This window comes from Amycolatopsis sp. lyj-109 (assembly GCF_046548995.1).
In the GTDB taxonomy this organism is placed as follows: Bacteria; Actinomycetota; Actinomycetes; order Mycobacteriales; family Pseudonocardiaceae; genus Amycolatopsis.
The window spans coordinates 130,311-148,508 of record NZ_JAJPWR010000015.1 but is presented as its reverse complement, the minus strand read 5'-3'; the positions used below and the strand labels follow the sequence as shown (position 1 = coordinate 148,508).

14 protein-coding genes are annotated in these 18,198 nt (G+C 71.3%); 8 read left to right on the top strand and 6 right to left on the bottom strand.

Annotated features, from left to right (window positions below; translation table 11 throughout):
• The first annotated feature begins 122 nt into the window (after nt 1-122).
• A complete protein-coding gene (locus tag ACLJQF_RS30720; RefSeq protein WP_410613816.1) occupies nt 123-1,772 on the top strand; it encodes a protease pro-enzyme activation domain-containing protein in 1,650 nt (549 codons plus the stop codon).
• A gap of 122 nt (nt 1,773-1,894) precedes the next feature.
• Nucleotides 1,895-3,481 (top strand): benzoylformate decarboxylase, encoded by a 1,587-nt coding sequence (gene mdlC, locus ACLJQF_RS30715; RefSeq protein WP_410613815.1) that lies wholly within the window; start codon nt 1,895-1,897, stop codon nt 3,479-3,481.
• On the opposite strand, the gene ACLJQF_RS30710 is transcribed toward mdlC, so the two are convergent.
• From ACLJQF_RS30710 to ACLJQF_RS30690, 5 genes are read right to left on the bottom strand one after another with little or no spacing between them, the layout of a single operon-like run.
• Nucleotides 3,482-4,426, bottom strand: a complete 945-nt coding sequence (locus ACLJQF_RS30710) for an ABC transporter substrate-binding protein (RefSeq protein ID WP_410613814.1) — start codon at nt 4,424-4,426, stop codon at nt 3,482-3,484.
• A gap of 19 nt (nt 4,427-4,445) precedes the next feature.
• Nucleotides 4,446-5,315: an ABC transporter ATP-binding protein gene (locus tag ACLJQF_RS30705; protein WP_410613813.1), complete on the bottom strand. Its 870-nt coding sequence runs from the start codon at nt 5,313-5,315 to the stop codon at nt 4,446-4,448.
• 20 nt (nt 5,316-5,335) lie between these two features.
• On the bottom strand, nt 5,336-6,169 hold the full coding sequence (locus tag ACLJQF_RS30700; RefSeq protein ID WP_410613812.1) for an ABC transporter permease: 834 nt from the start codon (nt 6,167-6,169) through the stop codon (nt 5,336-5,338).
• The gene (locus tag ACLJQF_RS30695; protein ID WP_410613811.1) at nt 6,166-6,936 is read right to left on the bottom strand and encodes an ABC transporter permease; all 771 of its coding nucleotides are present in this window, start codon (nt 6,934-6,936) and stop codon (nt 6,166-6,168) included. The genes ACLJQF_RS30700 and ACLJQF_RS30695 overlap by 4 nt, the downstream gene beginning before the upstream one ends.
• Before the next feature lies 1 nt (nt 6,937).
• Nucleotides 6,938-7,945 carry an ABC transporter substrate-binding protein gene (locus tag ACLJQF_RS30690; RefSeq protein ID WP_410613810.1) on the bottom strand — a complete coding sequence of 336 codons (1,008 nt, stop codon included), beginning with the start codon at nt 7,943-7,945 and terminating at the stop codon, nt 6,938-6,940.
• Between the two features lie 724 nt (nt 7,946-8,669).
• Here ACLJQF_RS30690 and ACLJQF_RS30685 point away from each other — a divergent pair.
• From ACLJQF_RS30685 to ACLJQF_RS30660, 6 genes are all read left to right on the top strand, one after another.
• Entirely contained in the window at nt 8,670-11,810 is a 3,141-nt protein-coding gene (locus ACLJQF_RS30685; protein ID WP_410613809.1) for a nitrate- and nitrite sensing domain-containing protein, read from the top strand.
• A 20-nt stretch (nt 11,811-11,830) separates the two neighbouring features.
• Entirely contained in the window at nt 11,831-12,292 is a 462-nt protein-coding gene (locus ACLJQF_RS30680) for a roadblock/LC7 domain-containing protein (protein ID WP_020641706.1), read from the top strand.
• A gap of 25 nt (nt 12,293-12,317) precedes the next feature.
• Nucleotides 12,318-13,097: a DUF742 domain-containing protein gene (locus ACLJQF_RS30675; RefSeq protein ID WP_410613808.1), complete on the top strand. Its 780-nt coding sequence runs from the start codon at nt 12,318-12,320 to the stop codon at nt 13,095-13,097.
• Entirely contained in the window at nt 13,078-13,686 is a 609-nt protein-coding gene (locus tag ACLJQF_RS30670; RefSeq protein WP_285986767.1) for a GTP-binding protein, read from the top strand. Before ACLJQF_RS30675 ends, ACLJQF_RS30670 begins: the two co-directional genes overlap by 20 nt.
• Before the next feature lie 402 nt (nt 13,687-14,088).
• A complete protein-coding gene (locus ACLJQF_RS30665) occupies nt 14,089-14,505 on the top strand; it encodes a roadblock/LC7 domain-containing protein (protein ID WP_003085368.1) in 417 nt (138 codons plus the stop codon).
• Nucleotides 14,506-15,240: 735 nt separating this feature from the next.
• Nucleotides 15,241-15,918: a DUF742 domain-containing protein gene (locus ACLJQF_RS30660; protein ID WP_410613928.1), complete on the top strand. Its 678-nt coding sequence runs from the start codon at nt 15,241-15,243 to the stop codon at nt 15,916-15,918.
• Nucleotides 15,919-15,936: 18 nt separating this feature from the next.
• Here the strand turns inward: ACLJQF_RS30660 and ACLJQF_RS30655 are convergent, their stop codons facing one another.
• Nucleotides 15,937-18,174 (bottom strand): helicase-associated domain-containing protein, encoded by a 2,238-nt coding sequence (locus ACLJQF_RS30655; RefSeq protein ID WP_410613807.1) that lies wholly within the window; start codon nt 18,172-18,174, stop codon nt 15,937-15,939.
• Between the last annotated feature and the right edge of the window lie 24 nt (nt 18,175-18,198).

Sequence of the window (18,198 nt, the reverse complement as noted above, 5' to 3'; positions counted from 1 at the left end):
GATCCGTTGAAGCCCAGACAAAAGTAGGTTCCTCGGCGTGATCGCGTGTTCTTATGCTTCTCGGCAACCTGCGGCGAGCATTCCGCGCAGGCCCGGTCCCCACCGCCGAGAGGAAATTCCCCATGCGCTTGCGCAAGCTCGTCGCGGCCGCTGTGCCGCTGCCTGCGTTGCTCGGCCTCGCCGTGGCCGTCCCGGCCGCCGCGGCCCCGGAACCCCTGGTCACGCTGGCCGACAACGCCGCGCCGCTGATCAACAGCGCACGCACCGGCGACGTCGCGGCCGACCGGCCGATCACTGCCGCGCTCTCGCTGAAACTGCACAACCAGCAGGCGCTCGAAAAGTTCCTCGCCGACGTCCAAAATCCCGCTTCACCGCAATACCACCGGTTCCTGTCCCCGGCGCAGTTCAATGCCAGGTTCGGCCCGACCCAGGCGGACGTCGACAAGGCCGTCTCATTTCTCGGGAAAGCCGGGCTGAGCGGGATCGAGGTCTCCGGCAACCGGCAGGCCGTCACCTTCACCGGCTCGGCGGCGCAGCTCGAGTCGGCCTTCCGGACCCGGATCGGGAACTACCACGACCAGGCTTCCGGGCGGGACTTCTTCGCCAACGACGCCGTCCCGGCCGTGCCGGCGAGCGTCTCGGACGTCGTGGGCGGCGTCGTCGGCCTCGACGACCACGCGGTGCGGACGCACTCGTCGAAGCCGCTCGCGCAGCCGAACGTCGTCAAGTCCGTCACCCCGCCGGTGCTCAAGACCGCTTACGGCACCAGCGGCCTGTCGGCGACGGGTAGCGGCGTGAACGTCGGGTTCGTCGAGTTCGACGGCTACCAGAAGTCCAACATCACGAAGTACGACAGCACGTACGGCCTCTCCGCGGGTTCGGTGACGACGGTCGGGGTCAGCGGCGCGAACTACGACTCGTCGCCGGGCGACGGCCAGATCGAGGTGGAGCTCGACATCGAGGTCGTGCACGCGCTGGCCGCGGCGGCCAACGACTACGTCTACGAGGCACCGAACACGAGCGCGGGCGAACTGGCGATGTACCAGAAGATCGCATCGGACGCGAAGGTCAACGTCGTCTCGATCTCCTGGGGCGCTTGCGAATCCGCCGAGGGTTCGAGCGCGGCGAAGAGCGTCAGCAGCGCGATCGCGACCGGCACGGCGGAAGGCATTTCGTACTTCGCGGCGGCGGGCGACGACGGCACGACCGACTGCTACCGCCAGACCGGTTCGTCGGCCCGGGGCGTGGACTTCCCGGCGTCGAGCCCGAACGTGTCGGGTGTCGGCGGCACGAAGCTGACCGTGACGTCGTCCAACGGCTACAGCAGCGAAGCGGTCTGGAACGACGGCAGCAGCGGCGGCTCGACCGGCGGCGGCATCTCGACGGTGTTCACGGCGCCGTCGTGGCAGTCCTCGCAGAGCACGACCTACCGCAAGGTGCCGGACGTGGCGGCGGACGCCTCGCCGACGTCGGGTTACTACATCTACAGCGCGGGCACGTGGGAAACGGTCGGCGGTACGTCGGGCGCCACGCCGCTGTGGGCGGCCTTCGCGGCGCTGCAGAACCAGGTGCACGGCGGCGAGCTGGGGAACCTGAACCCGAAGTTCTACTCGATCGGCAACGGGTCCTCGTACGGCACGGGCTTCCACGACGTGACCTCGGGCAACAACACCCTGCACGGGACGACCGGGTTCAGCGCCGGGACGGGCTACGACCAGGTGACGGGCTGGGGTTCGTTCAAGGCCGGCGGGCTGTCCGGCCTGATCGGCTGAGTGTGTGACGGCGGCGCAGTGACAGCCCCGGCTGTGACTGCGCCGCTGGGGGACTGGGCCGCCGGGGGACTGGGCCGCTTGGGGGACTTTGCTTCGCAAGACTAAGCGTTAACCTGGGCGGCATGATCAAGCGTACGGTGCTGGACGCCACCCGCGAACTCCTCCGCGAACTCGGCCTCACCACGGTGTTCGGCAACCCCGGCACCACCGAGGTGCCGTTCCTCACCGACTGGCCCGACGACTTCGACTACGTCCTGGGCCTGCAGGAATCCGCCGTCGTGGCGATGGCCGACGCCTACGCCCAGGCCACCCGCCAGGCCGTCCTGGTCAACCTGCACTCCGCCGGCGGGGTCGGGCACGGGCTCGGCAGCCTCTTCAACGCCTACCGCAACCGGACGCCGATGATCGTCGTCGCCGGGCAGCAGATCCGGTCGCTCCTCCCGCACGAGCCCTTCCTCGGGGCCTTGGAAGCGCCCGAGTTCCCGAAGCCGTACGTGAAGTGGTCGATCGAGCCCGCCTCCGCCGAGGACGTCCCGGCCGCGCTCGCGCGGGCCTACCACGTCGCCACGCAGGCGCCGTCCGGTCCCGTCTTCGTGTCCGTCCCCGCCGACGACTGGACCGTCACCACCGAACGGCCGATCGTCTCGCGCCCCCGGATCCGCGGTTTCGCACCGGATCCCGAGGCCGTCGACGAGCTCAACACGGCCCTGGAAGCCGCCGAACGGCCGGCGATCGTCGTCGGGGGAGCGGTCGACCAGGACGGGGCCGTCGTCGAGACCGTCGCGCTCGCCGAGCGGCTCAACGCCGCCGTGTGGGTCGCGCCGATGTCCTACCGCTGCTCGTTTCCCGAAGACCACCCGCTGTTCCAGGGGTTCCTCGACCCCGAACGCGGTGCCGTCGCCGACACGCTCGCGCCGTACGACCTCGTCGTCGTGCTGGGGGCGCCCGCCTTCACCTACCACGTCGACCGCGGGCGCGGGGAAGCTCCGCTGCCGCCGCTGTTCATCGTCAGCGACGACGAGCGGGTCCTGGCGCGCGCCTTCGAAGGCGTCGGCATCCGCGCCACGCCGAAGCTGGGCATCCGTGCGCTGCTCAACGTCGTCGAGCGCAGCACGCGGCCCGCACCGGCCCCACGGCAGCGTCCCGCGAAGCCGAGCGGTGACGCGCTGACCGGCGAACTCGTCTACTCGACGCTCGCGGAGTTGTTGCCGGACAACGCCTTGGTCGTCGAGGAGGCGCCCAGCCACCGCGGGATCCTGCACGACCACCTGCCGATCACGGCCACCGACACGGGCTTCCTGACGATGGCCAGTGGCACGCTCGGCTACGGCGTCCCCGGTGTGGTCGGCGCGGCACTCGCCCGCCCGGACCGCACGGTCGTCGGCGTGATCGGTGACGGTTCGAGCATGTACGGCATCCAGGCCCTCTGGACGGCGGCCCGCGAAGAGCTGCCGGTGACGTTCGTGATCCTGGACAACTCCGAGTACGCGGCGGTCCGCATCCTCGGCGACGCGATCGGCGGCGCGAAGCTGCCGGGCACCGAACTGGGCGGCATCGGCTTCGCGGCGCTGGCGGAGAGCATGGGCTGCCACGGCGTGACGATCACCGAGCCGGCGGAGCTGGTCCCCGGTCTCACGGCCGCGCTGGCCGACCCGCGCCCGACGCTGGTCCACGTCCGGGTGGCGGCGTCGTCCAAGTCGCTGTACTGACTAGCGCACCACCATCGCGGCGACGTCCACCGGGTTCGTCAGGACGCCCGTCTTCAGCAGCAGGTCCGGCACCCGCTGCAGCTGTCGGTCGTCCACAGTGGACTTCAAGGTCAGCAGCCCGGTGGCCGCCGCGGTTCCGGGGTCGATCTTCGCGTACTTCACCATCAGCGGCTCGATCTTCTTGCGGTCCGCCACGGCGTCCCGGGTCGCCGCCGCCATCGCGCGCCGGAACGCCGCCACGGTGCCCGGCGCGGCGGAGGTGAACGAGCCCAGCGCGCCGTAGCCCGCCGTCGGGAAGTCCACAGTGGACCCCGTGCCGGTGTCGGCGACCAGGGTGGCCCCGGTCGTGCGCTGTGCCTGCGTGATGAACGGCTCGGTCAGGAAACCCGCGTCGATGTCGCCGTTCTTCAGCGCCGTCGCGGTGTTCGGCAGCGGCAGCGGGACCCACTTGATGCCCGAGGAGTCGACGTGGTTGTCCGCGAGCACCGACTTCGTCAGCGTGTCGGCGATCGTGTTGGGCGCCGAGATGCCGATCCGCTTGCCCGCGAGGTCGGCCGCCGAACGGATCCCGGAGGCGGGCAGCGCCACCAGGCCGGTGGAGCGGGGCCCGGCCGAAGACGCGTCGGCGACCAGCCGGATGTCGGCGGTGCCCTTGCTCCGCGCCACGAAGAACGGCGTGTAGCTGGAGTACGCGATGTCGGCTTCGCCGCTGAGCAGCTTCGTCAGCGACGCCTGCCCGGTCGCCGCGTCCGTCGTCGAGACGTCGAGGCCTTCCCGCTGGAAGTAACCACCGTCCTTGGCCAGCCAGAACGGCGCGGTGTCGATGGTCGACATCATCGACACCCGCAGTTTCGCCGCCGAAGGCGACGACGAGCCGCCGAGGGCACCGCACCCGGTCAGGAGCAACGCCAGCAGTCCGGTCAGTACCGCCCTGGCCGTCCCCATGATCCCCCCGCGGTCGGTGTCAGCTCCCGGTCTTGGACTCCGTCACGTTCTTGGCCCGCTCGGCCAGTTCCCACTCTGCCGCATCCGAAGCCGCGGTGGCAGCCTCGGCGGCCTCCGCCGGCGTACCGCCGTGCAGCAGCCGCGCCACTTCGCCGCGCAGGGTCACGAACTCCGCCGACTCGCGCGTGGTGATCTGGTTGCGTTCGGCGGGCAGGGCCACCGGCAGGTCCGCCACGATCGACGCCGGTGACTTCGACAGCACCAGGACGCGGTCGGACAGGTACACGCTTTCGTCGATGTCGTGGGTGACGACCAGGATCGTGCTGCCCTGCTCGCGCTGCACGCGCCGGGTCAGGTCCTCGAGCTCGAAGCGCGTCTGGGCGTCGACCGAGGCGAACGGCTCGTCCATCAGCAGCAGCGCCGGCCGGCTGGCCAGCGCGCGGGCGATCGACACCCGCTGCTGCATGCCGCCGGACAGCTGCCACGGGTACTTGCCACCGACCTCCGACAGGCCGACGTGGGCCAGCGCCTCGGCCGCCCGCTCCCGTCGCTCCGCGCGGGAGATCGGCCGCCACCGCAACGGGAACTCGACGTTCTTCTGCACCGAAAGCCAGGGGAACAGCGAACGGCTGTAGTCCTGGAACACCACGGCCAGGTCGTCCGGCACCCCGGAGACGCGGTCGCCGTGCAGGCTGACCGTCCCGCTGGTCGGCGGGGTCAGCCCGGCGATGCACCGCAGCAGCGTCGACTTCCCGCAGCCCGACGGGCCGACGATGCTGGCCAGCTGTCCGGCTTCGACGGTGAACGAAAGGTTGTTCACCGCGGTGTGCGCCTTGGCGCCGGCACCGTAGGTGTGGCTGAGGCCGGACACTTCGAGCATGGTGGACATGGGGAGAGGCCTTTCGAGCGTCAGTCGCGGCCGAGACGGGCCGGCTGCCAGGCCAGCACCCGCCGCTCCGCGGCCAGGAAGATCGTGTTGAAGACGTAGCCGAGGATGCCCAGCAGCACCAGCCACGCCCACATGGTCGGGAAGTCGAAGTCCTGCTGGGCGTTCATCAGCGACCGGCCGATGCCGTTGTAGGCGCCGACCAGCTCCGAGATCACCATCAGCAGCAGCGAGATGGACAGGCTCACCCGCAGCCCCGCGAAGATCTTCGGCGCCGCCGCCGGCAGCACGACCATGGCGAGCCAGTACCGCCTCGGCGTGCGGAACGACCGCGCCGTCTCGACCTTCACCTGGTCGACCGAGCGGACCCCGTCGACCGCGTTGAGCAGCACCGGCCACACCGCGCCGAAGATGATCGACCCGATCTGCATGCCCGAGCTCAGCCCGAAGAGCACCGCGAACACCGGGATCAGCGTGGGCGGCGGGATCGAGCGGAAGAACGCGAACAGCGGGCCGACGTAGTCCATCGCCCGGGCGGACCGGCCGATCAGCACGCCGAGCAGGATGCCGGCGACCGCGGCGAGCGACCAGCCGCCGAGCACCCGGCCGAGGCTCGGGAACACGTTGTCGAACACCGCGTCGGTGAGGAACAGGTGCGACGCGGGCCCGGTGAACCACAGCTTCGCGGCGGAAACCGCGATCTCCGTCGGCGGCGGGAAGAACTTGCTGCCGCCGGCCCGGGCGGCGAACTCCCAGACGACCACGAGGATCGCGAACAGCAGCCAGTTGCGCAGGACCGAGACGGCACCGCGCGCCGCGCGCCTGCCCACCCGGCCCGAAAGGGTCGCTGCCGTCACGCGATCGCCTCCCGGTCCACCGTGCTCCAGCGGAACAGCCGCTTGCCGAGCTGTTCGAGCCCTTCGTTGATCAGGTACCCCAGTGCGCCCGCGACCACGGTACTGGCAAAGACCAGGTCGAACCGGGTCGAGCCGGTGCTGACGAGCATGATGTAGCTGCCGAGACCGACTTCCGAGCCGGCCAGGAACTCGGTGCTGACGACGGCGATCAGCGCGATCGTCGCGGACAGCCGGATGCCGGTGAAGACGAACGGCGCGGTCTGCGGCAGCGCGACCGACGACAGGATGCGGAACCGGCTGGTCCCGCAGGCCCGCGCGGTTTCCATGAGCACCGGGTCGATCTCGCTCATCCCGTAGATCGTGTTGAACATGATCGGCCACAGCGAGGCGTACACCCCGAGGGTGATCTTCGCCTCGGGACCGGAGCCGATCACCAGCAGCACCAGCGGGATGAGGGCGGCGACCGGGATCGGGCGGAGGAACTCGACGACCGCGGCGGTCGCGGTGCGCAGCGCCGGGACGCTGCCCAGCAGCAGCCCCGCCGGCACCGCGATGGCGATGGCGATGGCAATGGCGATCAGCCAGGCCAGCATGGTCGCGACGATGCCCCGGAGGAACTCGGCGTCGCCGAGCAGTTCGCCCATGGTGACCAGGACGACGCTCGGCGGCGGGATGAACGTCTTGCTGACCAGGCCGACCTGGGTGACTACCTCCCAGAACAGGAGGAAGCCCACCAGGCCGGCCAGGCCACGGAGCAGTTTTGCCACGTCAGCTGGTCACCTGCGGCGCGATCATCGGCGCGGCGTCGACCTTGCTGGTGATGACGCCCATCTGCAGCAGCAGGTCCGGGACGCGCTGGAGGCGCCGGGCGTCCAGGGTCGAGCCGTAACCGGGCAGGGTCAGCAGCTTGGCCGTGTCCTCGTCGATGTGCGCGTACTTGACCAGCAGCGGCTCGGCCTTCGAGCGGTCGTTGATCACGTCGCTGGTGGCCTTCTTCATGGCGCGCTGGAAGGCCGCGAGGGTCTTCGGGTTCGCCTGCACCCACTTCGTCGTCGAGCCGTAGCCGGTCAGCGGGAAGTCCTGGGTGGCGCCGGTGTTGACGTCGATGACCGGGGTGGCCCCGACGAGCTTCGCCGCCTGGGACAGCTGCGGCTCCGGCATGTAGGCCGCGTCCACCTGGTTGTCCTTCAACGCCGCCGCCATGTTCGGGAGCGGCATCGGCACCCAGTTGACCTTGGAGTAGTCGACGCCGTGGTCCTTCATGACGGACTTGGTGAGGATGTCGGACGCGGTGTTCTTGGCGGTGATCGCGATCCGCTTGCCGTAGAGGTCGTTGACCGTCTTCACCGGCGAGTTCGGCACCGTGACGATCGCGTTGCTCTTCGCGTTCACCGACGTGCCGTCGGCGACCAGCTGGATGTCCGCGGTGCCGGTGCTCTTGGCGACGAAGAACGGCGTGTAGGTCGAGAGGGCGATGTCGACCTCACCGGAGATCGCCTTCGTCATCGACTCCTGGCCGCTCTTGGCGACGACCTGCTCGACCTCGAGGCCCTCGGCCTTGAAGAGACCGCTGTCCTGGGCCAGCCAGAACGGGGCGAGGTCCGTGGTCGGCATGATCGAGACCTTGATCTTCGACTTCTCCAGGTTGCCCCCGTTCGACGAGGCGTTCGAGCTGTCCGAGCCGAGCGCACTGCAGCCGGTGAGGGCCGTGGCGGCTGCGACCGTGAGGGCGAGCCCGAGCGCGGCGCGGCGAGTGCGAACCCGGCCACTGCTCATGGCGTTTCCAAGCAAGGCCTGCTCCTTGAAGAAAGTGACGGTTGGGGAACCGATTCGAATAGAAGTGCGTGACTCATTCTCGGAAGTCACGCGGGCCACTGTAGAGAACGTGACAGCTTGCTCACAATGGGTGGAATCACTACCTGACCGAGTGGCGCATGTCACTCTTTCGGCCTCTGGTCTAGACCCACTGCTCCACTCGCCGTAGCTGTTCACCCAGCGTAGGGTGAGGTTCTCGAATCGACGATGGCTGCTGTGCGTCGACTGAGCGAACGCTGTGCAAGATTGAGCGGGTCCTGTCGGGAGGGTTACATCTTCCCCTGCCGTTCGCTACCCTCTGCACCTGCGGGGAGGTATCAACCTCCGATGTAGTGAGAGAGAGTGCCTGGATGGCCGATCAAGAAGTTCGACTTCGGTGTACCAGCACACACTGTGCTTTTCCTGAGAGAATCTTCCCCGCAACGACCACTGCCTGGCCGGGCACAACCGCCGCGCCGGTGGGTTAGGCCGATCAACAGACCGATGCAGGACCAGCGCAGGGACCCGACCGTGATGCTCGAGCTGAACCGATTCCGTCCGGCTGGACGGGGTTCAGGAACCCCCAGTACCGACACTGGAGACGATCTTTTCACCCGTACGGGTAGCGTCTTGCGCTGGGCTCCTTCCGATGGGCCGGAGCGCTGGAACGCCGGGAGCGTGCAGACGAGTGGCTGAGGAGAACGCGATGCGCCCTGGCGGGCGCTGGACCGACCAGGGTTTCCCGAGCACGAACGATCATGGTGGAGCGGCGGTGCCGAACGAAGACGCCGCGGGGGTGGGAGGGGCCCCCGCGCAGTCGCCCGGAGCAGATCCGGGCCGGAAGGCCGGGCTGTTCTCCGGCATGCGTGACTGGCGGCTGCGGTCCAAGCTGGCCGCGGTCCTGATCATCCCGACCCTGACGGCGCTCGCACTGGGCGCGGTACGCGTGATCGACGACGCCCGCGAGGCGGCCGAGTTCCAGCGCACCGCCGACCAGGTCGCGTTCGCCGTCAAGGTCACCACAGTGGTGCACGAGCTGCAGAACGAGCGCTCGCTGGCCGTCGCCCGGATCTCCTCGCAGAACCAGCTGCTGCAGACCGGGCTCGACGCGCAGATCGCCAAGGTCGACCGCGAGGTCCAGGACCTGCGCGGCGCGGCGAACACCCTCGACTACGACGACCAGGCGACCAAGGACCGCTACACCCGCGGTCTCCAGCGCCTCGACGCCCTGCGCCCGCTGCGGGCGGCGTTCAACACCGCGAGCGGCCTGCCGGACATCACGGTGCTGACCGCCTACTCGGGCATCGTCGACTCGCTCATCGAGCTCGGCCGCGAGGTGACCACCGCGGTCACCGACCGGGACGTGCTGCGCCTCGGCACGAGCACGCAGGCGATCAGCGAGGCCAAGGAGTTCACCACCCGCTCCGACGCCGAGCTGCAGATCGCCGCGTTCCGCGGCAACTTCCCCGGCGACCTGCTGGACCAGACGCGTGCGTCGGCCTCCAGCGCGGACGCCTCGATCGCGTCCTTCCTCGCGAACGCCGACGACGACCAGCGCCAGCTCTACAACGACACCTACTCCGGCCCGGAGGTCGACGACCGCCGCCGGATCCAGACCTCGGCGTTCTCCTTCGCCCAGCTGGGCGACCCGCCGAACATCGACACCACCGCGCTCGGCAAGGACAGCACCGTGTCGGCCGACAAGCTGCACGCGGTCGAGTCGAACCTGCTGGCCCAGCTCAAGACCCGCGCCGACGACCTCGCCACCGCGGCGGTCAACTCCGCGTGGGTCGGCGGTGCCGTGGTGCTCGCCGCGCTGGCGCTCGCGGTCGCCCTGATGCTCGTCGTCGCCCGCCTGATGCTGCGCCCGCTGCGGGTGCTGCGGAAGAGCGCGCTGGACATCGCCTACACCCGGCTGCCGGAAACCGTGCAGGCGATCCTCGACGACCCGGACCCGGTCGGCGCCTCCAAGAAGGCCGTCCAGCCGGTGCCCGTCACTTCCCGCGACGAGATCGGCGAGGTCGCGCGGTCGTTCGACATCGTCCACGAACAGGCCGTCAAGATGGCCGCCGAGCAGGCCCTCCTGCGCGAGAACGTCAACGGCATCTTCGTGAACCTGTCCCGCCGGTCGCAGCGGCTGGTGGAACGCCAGCTCGGCGTCATCGACCGGCTCGAGGCCGACGAGCAGGACCCGGACCACTTGGCCAGCCTGTTCGAGCTCGACCACCTCGCGACGCGGCTGCGGCGCAACGGTGAGTCCCTGCTGGTGCTCTCCGGCGCCGGCCTGGCCAAGTCGGTGCCCAAGCCGGTGCCCGCCGCCGACGTCATCGGCGCCGCGGTGTCCGAGATCGAGCAGTACGCCCGGATCGAGGTCGGCATCGTGCCCGACGTCGCGGTCCAGGGCCTGGCGATCCACGACCTCGTGCACGTCCTCGCGGAGCTGCTCGACAACGCGACCTACTTCTCCGAGCCGGAGACGAAGGTCATCGTGCGGGCCGTGGTGACCCGCCGCAAGGCGCTGGCCATCCAGGTCACCGACCACGGTGTCGGGATGAGCGAGGAGCGGCTGGCCGAGGTCAACGCGCGCCTGGCCGACCCGCCCGACCTGGACGTTTCGGTGACCCGGCGAATGGGTCTGTACGTGGTCTCGCGGCTGGCCAAGCGCCACGGCATCGAGGTCCGGCTGCGCGAGAACGAGGACATCGAGGGTGGCGTGATCGCCCGGGTCGTCGTCCCGGCCGAGCTGCTGACCCAGCTCCGCCCGGGGATGCAGCGGCAGTCGCCGCCGCCGGCGAACCGCTCCGAGACGTCGATGTCGATGCCCAGCATCCCGATCCCGGCCGCGCGTTCGGACTTCGACCAGACGCAGTCGTTCGCGCAGACGCCACCGCCGCCACCCCCGCCGCCGGTGCACGAACCCGTGGCGAACCAGGGCGGCCTGGTGCCGCTCGACCAGCCGATCAGCTTGGACGACCTGGTCAGCGGCGGCCGTGCGGCGGGCCCGTTCCTGTCGCCGGAGCTGCCGAAGCCCGAGACGCCGGCCTGGCCGACCGCCGAGGACCTGGCGCCGCTCGCGCCGTCGTCGAACGGCGACGGGGCCAGCTCGCGGGCCGCCGACACGCAGTTCGCGCCGCTGGTGCTGCCCAAGCGCGAGCCGAAGTTCGTGCCGCCGGAGGAGCCGCCCCCGCCGCCACCGCCCGTCAACGAGATGGGCTCGTCGGCGCTCGAGGACGATGTACCCACCCGGCGGTTGCCGATCTACCAGTCGGTGCTGTCACGCTGGTTCAGTGAGGGTGACGAATCGACCGCCGACCCGGTGCCGGCGCAGAGCGCGGGTGAAGACCCCAACCTGCCGCCGCTCACCCCGATCGACGAGCGGCCGCCGGCTGCGCCCATGCCCCCCGCGCCGGCCGAGCCGTCCCGGGACGAGCTCCAGCCGACCGCGGCTACGCGGCACCCGCTCCTCCCCGCCGACGACGGCTGGCACAGTGCCTCCGACGACGGCTGGCAGGCGGCGCAGTCGCTGCTGGAGTCCAAGAACGAGGAGATCACCACGGCCGGGCTGCCCAAGCGCATCCCGAACGCCTACCTGGTGCCGGGATCGATCAACAGCCCGAGCTCGACGTCCGAGGCACCGGCACAGAACAGCTTCGCGGACGCAGGAGCCGGTATGCCCGGAACGGGTGCGATCACCCGCTCGGCGTCCGCGGCGCGGAGCCGGATGGCAAGCTTCCAACGTGGCTACACCTCGGGACGGCACGCCTTGAAGGAACTCCCGGCCGAAGAACAGCTGGAAGGCAGCAGGGTTCCGGGGCGTGGCAACACCACAGACAGCAGTGAGGAGTGAAAGTGACACGGGCGGGTGCAATGCAGCCGGGTGGCTCCGCGCAGCCGAACGGCCAAGCGCATGCCAAGGCGAACAATTCCGGCAGCTTCGCTTGGCTGATCACGGATTTCGTGCACCGGGTGCCCGGCGCGGCCCACGCGGTCGTGGTGTCGGCCGACGGCCTGCTCCTGGCGGCCTCACGGGGCCTGCCGAAGGACCGGGCGGACCAGCTGGCCGCGGTGGCGTCGGGGCTGACCAGCCTCGCACGCGGCGCGGCCAAGGTGTTCGAGGGCGGCACGGTGGCGCAGACCGTGGTCGAAATGGCCAACGGGTTCCTCTTCCTCATGTCGGTTTCCGACGGTTCGTGCCTGGCGGTTCTGGGGTCGCCGGAGAGTGACATCGGCTTGGTCGTCTACGAGATGACCCTGCTGGTGGAGCGGGTCGGCCAGCAGCTGACTCCGGAGATGCGAGCCCAACTGCAGGGTTCGGCCGTCCGCCGCTGAGGACCTGGGAACCGAGGAGAGAGCCGTGGACGACGGGCGCTTGAGGGGTGATGGCCGGCTCGGTGACGACTTCTCCGGCGGGTGGTCCGACCAACCGGACGACGGCCGGGAGGACTGGCAGTCGTTCCGGGAACGCGTCGACCGCGAGTGGCGCGCGCGGCGGGTGCAAGCCTCCGACAGCGACCCCGTGCGGGAGCCGCCGAACTGGCTGACCGACAGCAATGCCGGACAGGAACCGCTCCGGCCGATCGCCGGCGGCACCGAGTACCGCGACCGCCTCCTCGGCGGTCCGGGCGCGGAGCTGTTCGGCGGCTCGAGCGGGCCGCTGTACGACGCGCACGAGTTCGCCGCGTACAGCACCGAGCGCGACTTCGGCTCGGGGCCGGACTCCGGGGAGCTGGCCGCGGCGCTGCCGCGGCAGGCCCACCAGGAGTACGTCGACGAGCCACCGGCGACGGAGATGGAGACTTCCGGCCTGGTCCGGCCGTACTTCCGGACCCGGGGCCGGACGAAGGCGACGCTCGACCTGGCCATCGAGGCGTTGATCTCGACCAGCGAACAGGGCCGGATGCTCGACCGGGTCCGGGTGCCCGAGCACCGGTCGATCTGCGACCTGTGTCTCGACACCAGGTCGGTGGCCGAAGTGGCGGCGCTGTTGCGTCTGCCGCTCGGCGTGGTGCGGGTGTTGATTGGTGACGTGGCGGGCCTCGGGCTGGTGCTGGTGCACTCCAGCAGCCCGACCGTGGGCGACCGTCCGAGTATCGAGTTCATGGAAAGGGTGCTCAGTGGGCTTCGGAGAATTTGACTCCGACGCGAACGCGCCGCAGGTGACGGGTCCGACCTCGTCGGCCAAGATCGTGGTCGCCGGCGGGTTCGGGTCGGGGAAGACAACCATGGTCGGAGCGATCTCCGAGATCGACCCGCTGACCACCGAGGCCATGATGACCGAGGCGAGCGTCGGGCACGACGACACCTCGGCCACGCCCAACAAGACCACCACTACCGTGGCGATGGACTTCGGGCGTATCTCCCTGGACTCGGACCTGGTGCTGTACGTGTTCGGGACCCCGGGTCAGCACCGGTTCTGGTTCATGTGGGACGACCTCGCGGTCGGCGCCATCGGCGCGGTCGTACTGGTCGACACGCGGCGGCTGGCCGACGCGTTCCCGTCGATCGACTTCTTCGAGAACCGGAAGCTGCCCTACGTCGTGGCGATCAACTGCTTCGACCGGCTGCTGCACCACCAGATCGAGGACGTCCGGCACGCGCTCACCATCGCGCCGTCGGTTCCGATCATGGCGTGCGACGCGCGGGAACGCGAGTCCGCGAAGCAGGTGCTGATCTCGGTCGTCCAGCACGCGATCGCACACGATTCGGCGTTGCGCGCCGGATAGCCCATGACGCCCCGATCCGGATGCGGCCGTTGGAGTGAACTCCGCGTGCTTCACCCACTTCGGGGAGTGCTGTCACCGTCCGGAGGAGTTGCCGGCCGGAGCGGGCCGGTGGCACCGGACCCGGTGCCGGGTGCGCATGCCCCCGGCACCCGGGCTGACCTGCGCCGACATCTCACGGGTGCGAGCCGTGGGCGGTGGCGTGGGGCGTCCCCCGGTCGGGGGAGGCGGACCGGGCTGCCGCGGAACTCGGCCGGGAGCACACGTAGGGTGCGCAGCGGCCTGCCGGTGGCGGGCTCGACACCACCGGCGGTGCGAATACGCTTTACCGTGGCGTCGCCGACCGGCCGTGCCGGGCGCTCCGGGGTGCGGCGGGCGACGCCGCACGAGCAAGGAGGAGCAGTAGTGACGGCTTCCGGCCAGGGCACGTTCGGCTGGCTCATCACGGACTTCGTCCGCCGGGTGCCCGGCGCCGCGCACGCCGTTCTGGTGTCCGCGGACGGGCTGCTGCTGGCGCCGTCGGAGGGGCTGCCCCAGGAACGTGCCGAGCAGCTGTCGGCGGTCGCGTCCGGGCTGATCAGCTTGACGGCGGGAGCCGCGCGCTGCTTCGAAGCGGGCGGTGTCAACCAGACCGTGGTGGAGATGGAGCGCGGCTACTTGTTTCTGATGTCCGTTTCGGACGGTTCGTCGCTGGCCGTGCTGGCCGCACCGACGTGCGACATCGGCACGGTCGCCTACGAGATGACCCTGCTCGTGGAACGGGTCGGCCAGCAGATCACCCCCGAGCTGCGCGCCCAGCTCCAGGGCGGCGTGCGTGGGTAGGGCGAGATGAGGATTTCGGGATTCGACGATCCGGACTCCAGCGGCTGGGACGCACTGCACCGCGGCACCGAGCGCGAGGGTTTCGATTCGCCCAGCAAGTTCGACATGTCGACGCTGTCGACGATCATGCCCAAGCGCAAGCCGGCGAGGCCGCAGCCGGACCCGCAGGGCTACACCGACGAGGACACCCGCGAGTGGGGCTCCTCGGCCGACGATGACGACGACTACGCCGCTCCGGAGGCCACCCCGGAACCAGGCGACGACGACCGTGCGCCCACGGGACGTCGGAGCAGGCGCTCGCCTTCGCGGGAGCACGCGGCCGACGAGTACGCCCGCCCGGAACCCGGAGTCCTCCCCGGCCGGCGCTCACCGGAGTACGCCGCCGGCGACGACGATCGCCGTGAGCCGACAGGCCGCCGCGGCAGGCGCTCGCCGGAGTTCGGCGACGATGGTTATGCGCGTCCGGAGTCGCCGGGTCGTCGTGGGCCGGAGTTCGGGGACGATGGTTACGTCCGTCCGGAGTCCCCGGGTCGTCGTGGGCCGGAGTTCGGCAGTGATGACTACGTGCGTACGGAGTCCCCGGCCCGTCGTGCGCCGGAGTTCGGCGACGACAACGCCCGCCCGGACCCCTTCGGCTACCAGAGCACCCACTCGCCGGTGGTGGACGAGGACGGGTACGACCCCGTCGATCCGGAGTGGCAGGACGGCGACCGGTTCGAGCCGGAACCTCCGCCGCTGGAGCCCGCGTGGACCCCGCCACGGGGAGCGCGCTTGCCCGCTCCGGCTCGGCCGCCCGCGCCCCACCCGCCCGCACACCACCCGCCCGCCCAGCGGCCGCTCGCTCCCCGGCCCCCGGCGCCGCGGCCGCCCGCCCCGGTGTCGCGGCCGCACCCGATGTCCCCGCCGGCCCCGGTTTCGCGGCAGGCGGCACCCCCGCCCGCGTGGGCCCCGCCGCCCCCCGACTGGACGCCTCCGCCGGACCCGGAGACCCGCTGGATCCCGAACCCGGAACCGTGGGAGGACCCGGCCTGGAACGAGCCGGCCCGCGTGACGAGCCCGGTGCCCGTCGCTTCGCCGGGGTCGCGGGTCCGCCCGTACACCCGCACGGGCGGGCGCACCCGGTCCGACCACAACCTGGCGCTGGAGGCGCTGGTCTCGACGTCCGACGACGGGCGCCGCTACCGCGGGGTCCGTTCGGTCGAGCACCGCCGGATCTGCGACCTGTGCCTGGACACCCGGTCCGTCGCCGAGATCGCCGCGCACCTGCGGCTGCCCCTGGGCGTGGTGAAGGTGCTGGTCGGCGACATGGCCGACATCGGCCTGGTGCTGATCCACCAGACCGAGCTGATCCTCGGCGACCGGTCGTCCCGCGAGTTCATGGAACGCGTCCTGGCCGGTCTGCGGGCGCTGTAGCCGAGGCCCGCGACGGCGTCAGTCCTCGACCAGCGCCGCGGACGTGATCCGGTGCAGCGAGTAGCGCTCGTTGTTCTCGCCTTCGAGGACCCCGCCGCCGACGCGCACGGGCCGGACCACGCGCTGGCTGGCCGTCCCCCGGGAGTCGACGAACCCGATCCACACCTCGCGGCGCTCCAGCGTCGCCCGGGACAGAAGTTCCAGCGTCGCCGACGTGTCCGCGCCGCCGCCGACCGGTGCCCGCACCGAGGAACCCCGGCGGCGGGCCGAAGCCGCGTCGCCGGCCCGGAGGTTGGAGACGATGCGGGCGGCCTGGTCGTCCGTCAGCACCGCCTGCTCGCCCGGGCTGCGGCGGGCCGCCCGCGCCTTCGCCGGCAGGCGGCGGCCACTGGGCCGGATGTCGACCACCCGGCCGTCCGGGCCCTCCGCCGCCGGGGCGAAGCCGGCGCCGCGCAGGCCGGCCAGGACCTCGTGCAGCGGGTCCGGGCTGATCACGACCGTCGGCGCGATCAGCCGCAGCGCGTGTTCCGCCGCGACCGGGTGGGCCAGCACCTCCGCCAGCAGCGCCTCGTCGTCGCACCGCAGGAACGCCGCCGCGACACCGCCGCGCAGCCGTCCGTGCCGCCGGGCGACGTCGTCGATCAGGTAGCTCAGCCCCTGCGGGACCGGGGTCGCCGACTTCGTCTTGAACAGCGCGTGCAGCTCGCCGGCCGTGCGGCCGGTGTCCAGCGCACGCCGCACCGACGTCTCGGTGATCCGGTAGACCGTCGCGTGCCCCGCCGATTCGACGTCGGCGACCGCGGCCATCTCGGCCGCCAGCTCCGGCTCCAGCGGCCCGGGCGCGACGACCGTCAGGTCGGCCTGCAGCAGCACGCGGTCCACCGGCGCGGGCAGCGCGTCCATGATCGCCTCGACCGCGCCCGGCCGGTCGTCGGCGAGCAGGGCCCGCGTCGCCGTCGTGACGCCGCCGAGCCCGACGATCCCCAGCGCGCTCGCTTCGGCCATCGTCCAGCGGACCGTCTCGTCCCGCAGCCGCCCGCCCCGGCGCGGGGCCCGCCAGGCCAGCACCGCGACGAGCTCGTCGACGCTCTTCACGCCGGAGCCGCGGGGCAGGTCGGCCAGCGCGGCGAGGATCCGCCGCCGCGCGACCGGTGCCAGCGGGCGGCGCAGGTCCTCCGACAGGGGCGCGATCGGCTTGTCCTTGGCGTCGCGGCCACCGGCCATCCCCGGCAGGCGCGGCAGCTCCAGCCACGCCTGGGCGAGCGTCATCCACCGTTGTGCGGTCGGCGACGCGAGCCACGAGTCGGTCAGCGTCGTCGGGACCCACTCGGGCACGGTCGCTTCGCTGTCCGCGACGAGCCCGGCGCCCACGGCCAGCTCGGCCAGCAGGATCGCCTGGGTGTCGTCGATCTCCAGGTCCTTGGCGAGCTTCTTCAGCTCCCGCACGCCGAGGCCGCCGGACTTGAGCACCGGCGGCGGCGCCGCCGACCACGCGCGCAGCAGGGCTTCGGTGTGGCGCAGGAACTCCATCGCCTCGCCGGCCGCCGCCTCGTCCAAAATGGCCGGCTGGTGCGGGTGGAGCGGCAGCTCGGGCTCGGTGAGCGTGCCCGGCGCGAACGCCCCGCCGCGCACCGCGATGCCGAGCTCGCGCGGCAGCTCGACGGTCTGGTCGTCGCGCCGCAGCAGCAGGCCGCGGGCGAGCAGCTTCTGCACCGGCGTCTCGGCCTTCCCGAGCGAGAGGTCCAGCCCGGCGTCGCGGGTCCGGCCGATCGGCGGGCCGGCGGCGAGGGCGGTCAGCACGGCGCGTTCGTCATCGGACAGCTCGGCGACGCGCGCCTCGAGGTCCGCATCGGCCAGCGTCGGCGAAGGGGTACCCAGCCCGGCCGGGAACGGTCCGAGCGCCTCCCGGGCCGAGGGCGGCACGCGGAGGGCGTCGTCCGAGCCCCAGATCAGCGCCCGCGCGCGCAGGCGGGCCAGCGGCGCGGCAACGTCGGCGCCGACGAGCTTCGCGATGTCTTCGACCGGCACCGGATCGCGGTCCGCGCCGGCGAGCAGGCACGCTTCGAGCACGGCCAGGGTGAAGGTGTCGAGGTCCTCGCAGGCGCGCGCGACCGAGCCCGGTGTGCCGGCCCGGGTGGCCAGCACCGTGCTGTCGGAGGGCGGCGGCGTGGACAGGTCGCGCCGCGTGCGGAGCAGCTCTGCGAGTGCGTCGTCGGGCTCCGCGCGCAACCAGTCCGCCAAAGAGGTCGCGGGCATAGAAGACCAGGGTACCGGGCGGTT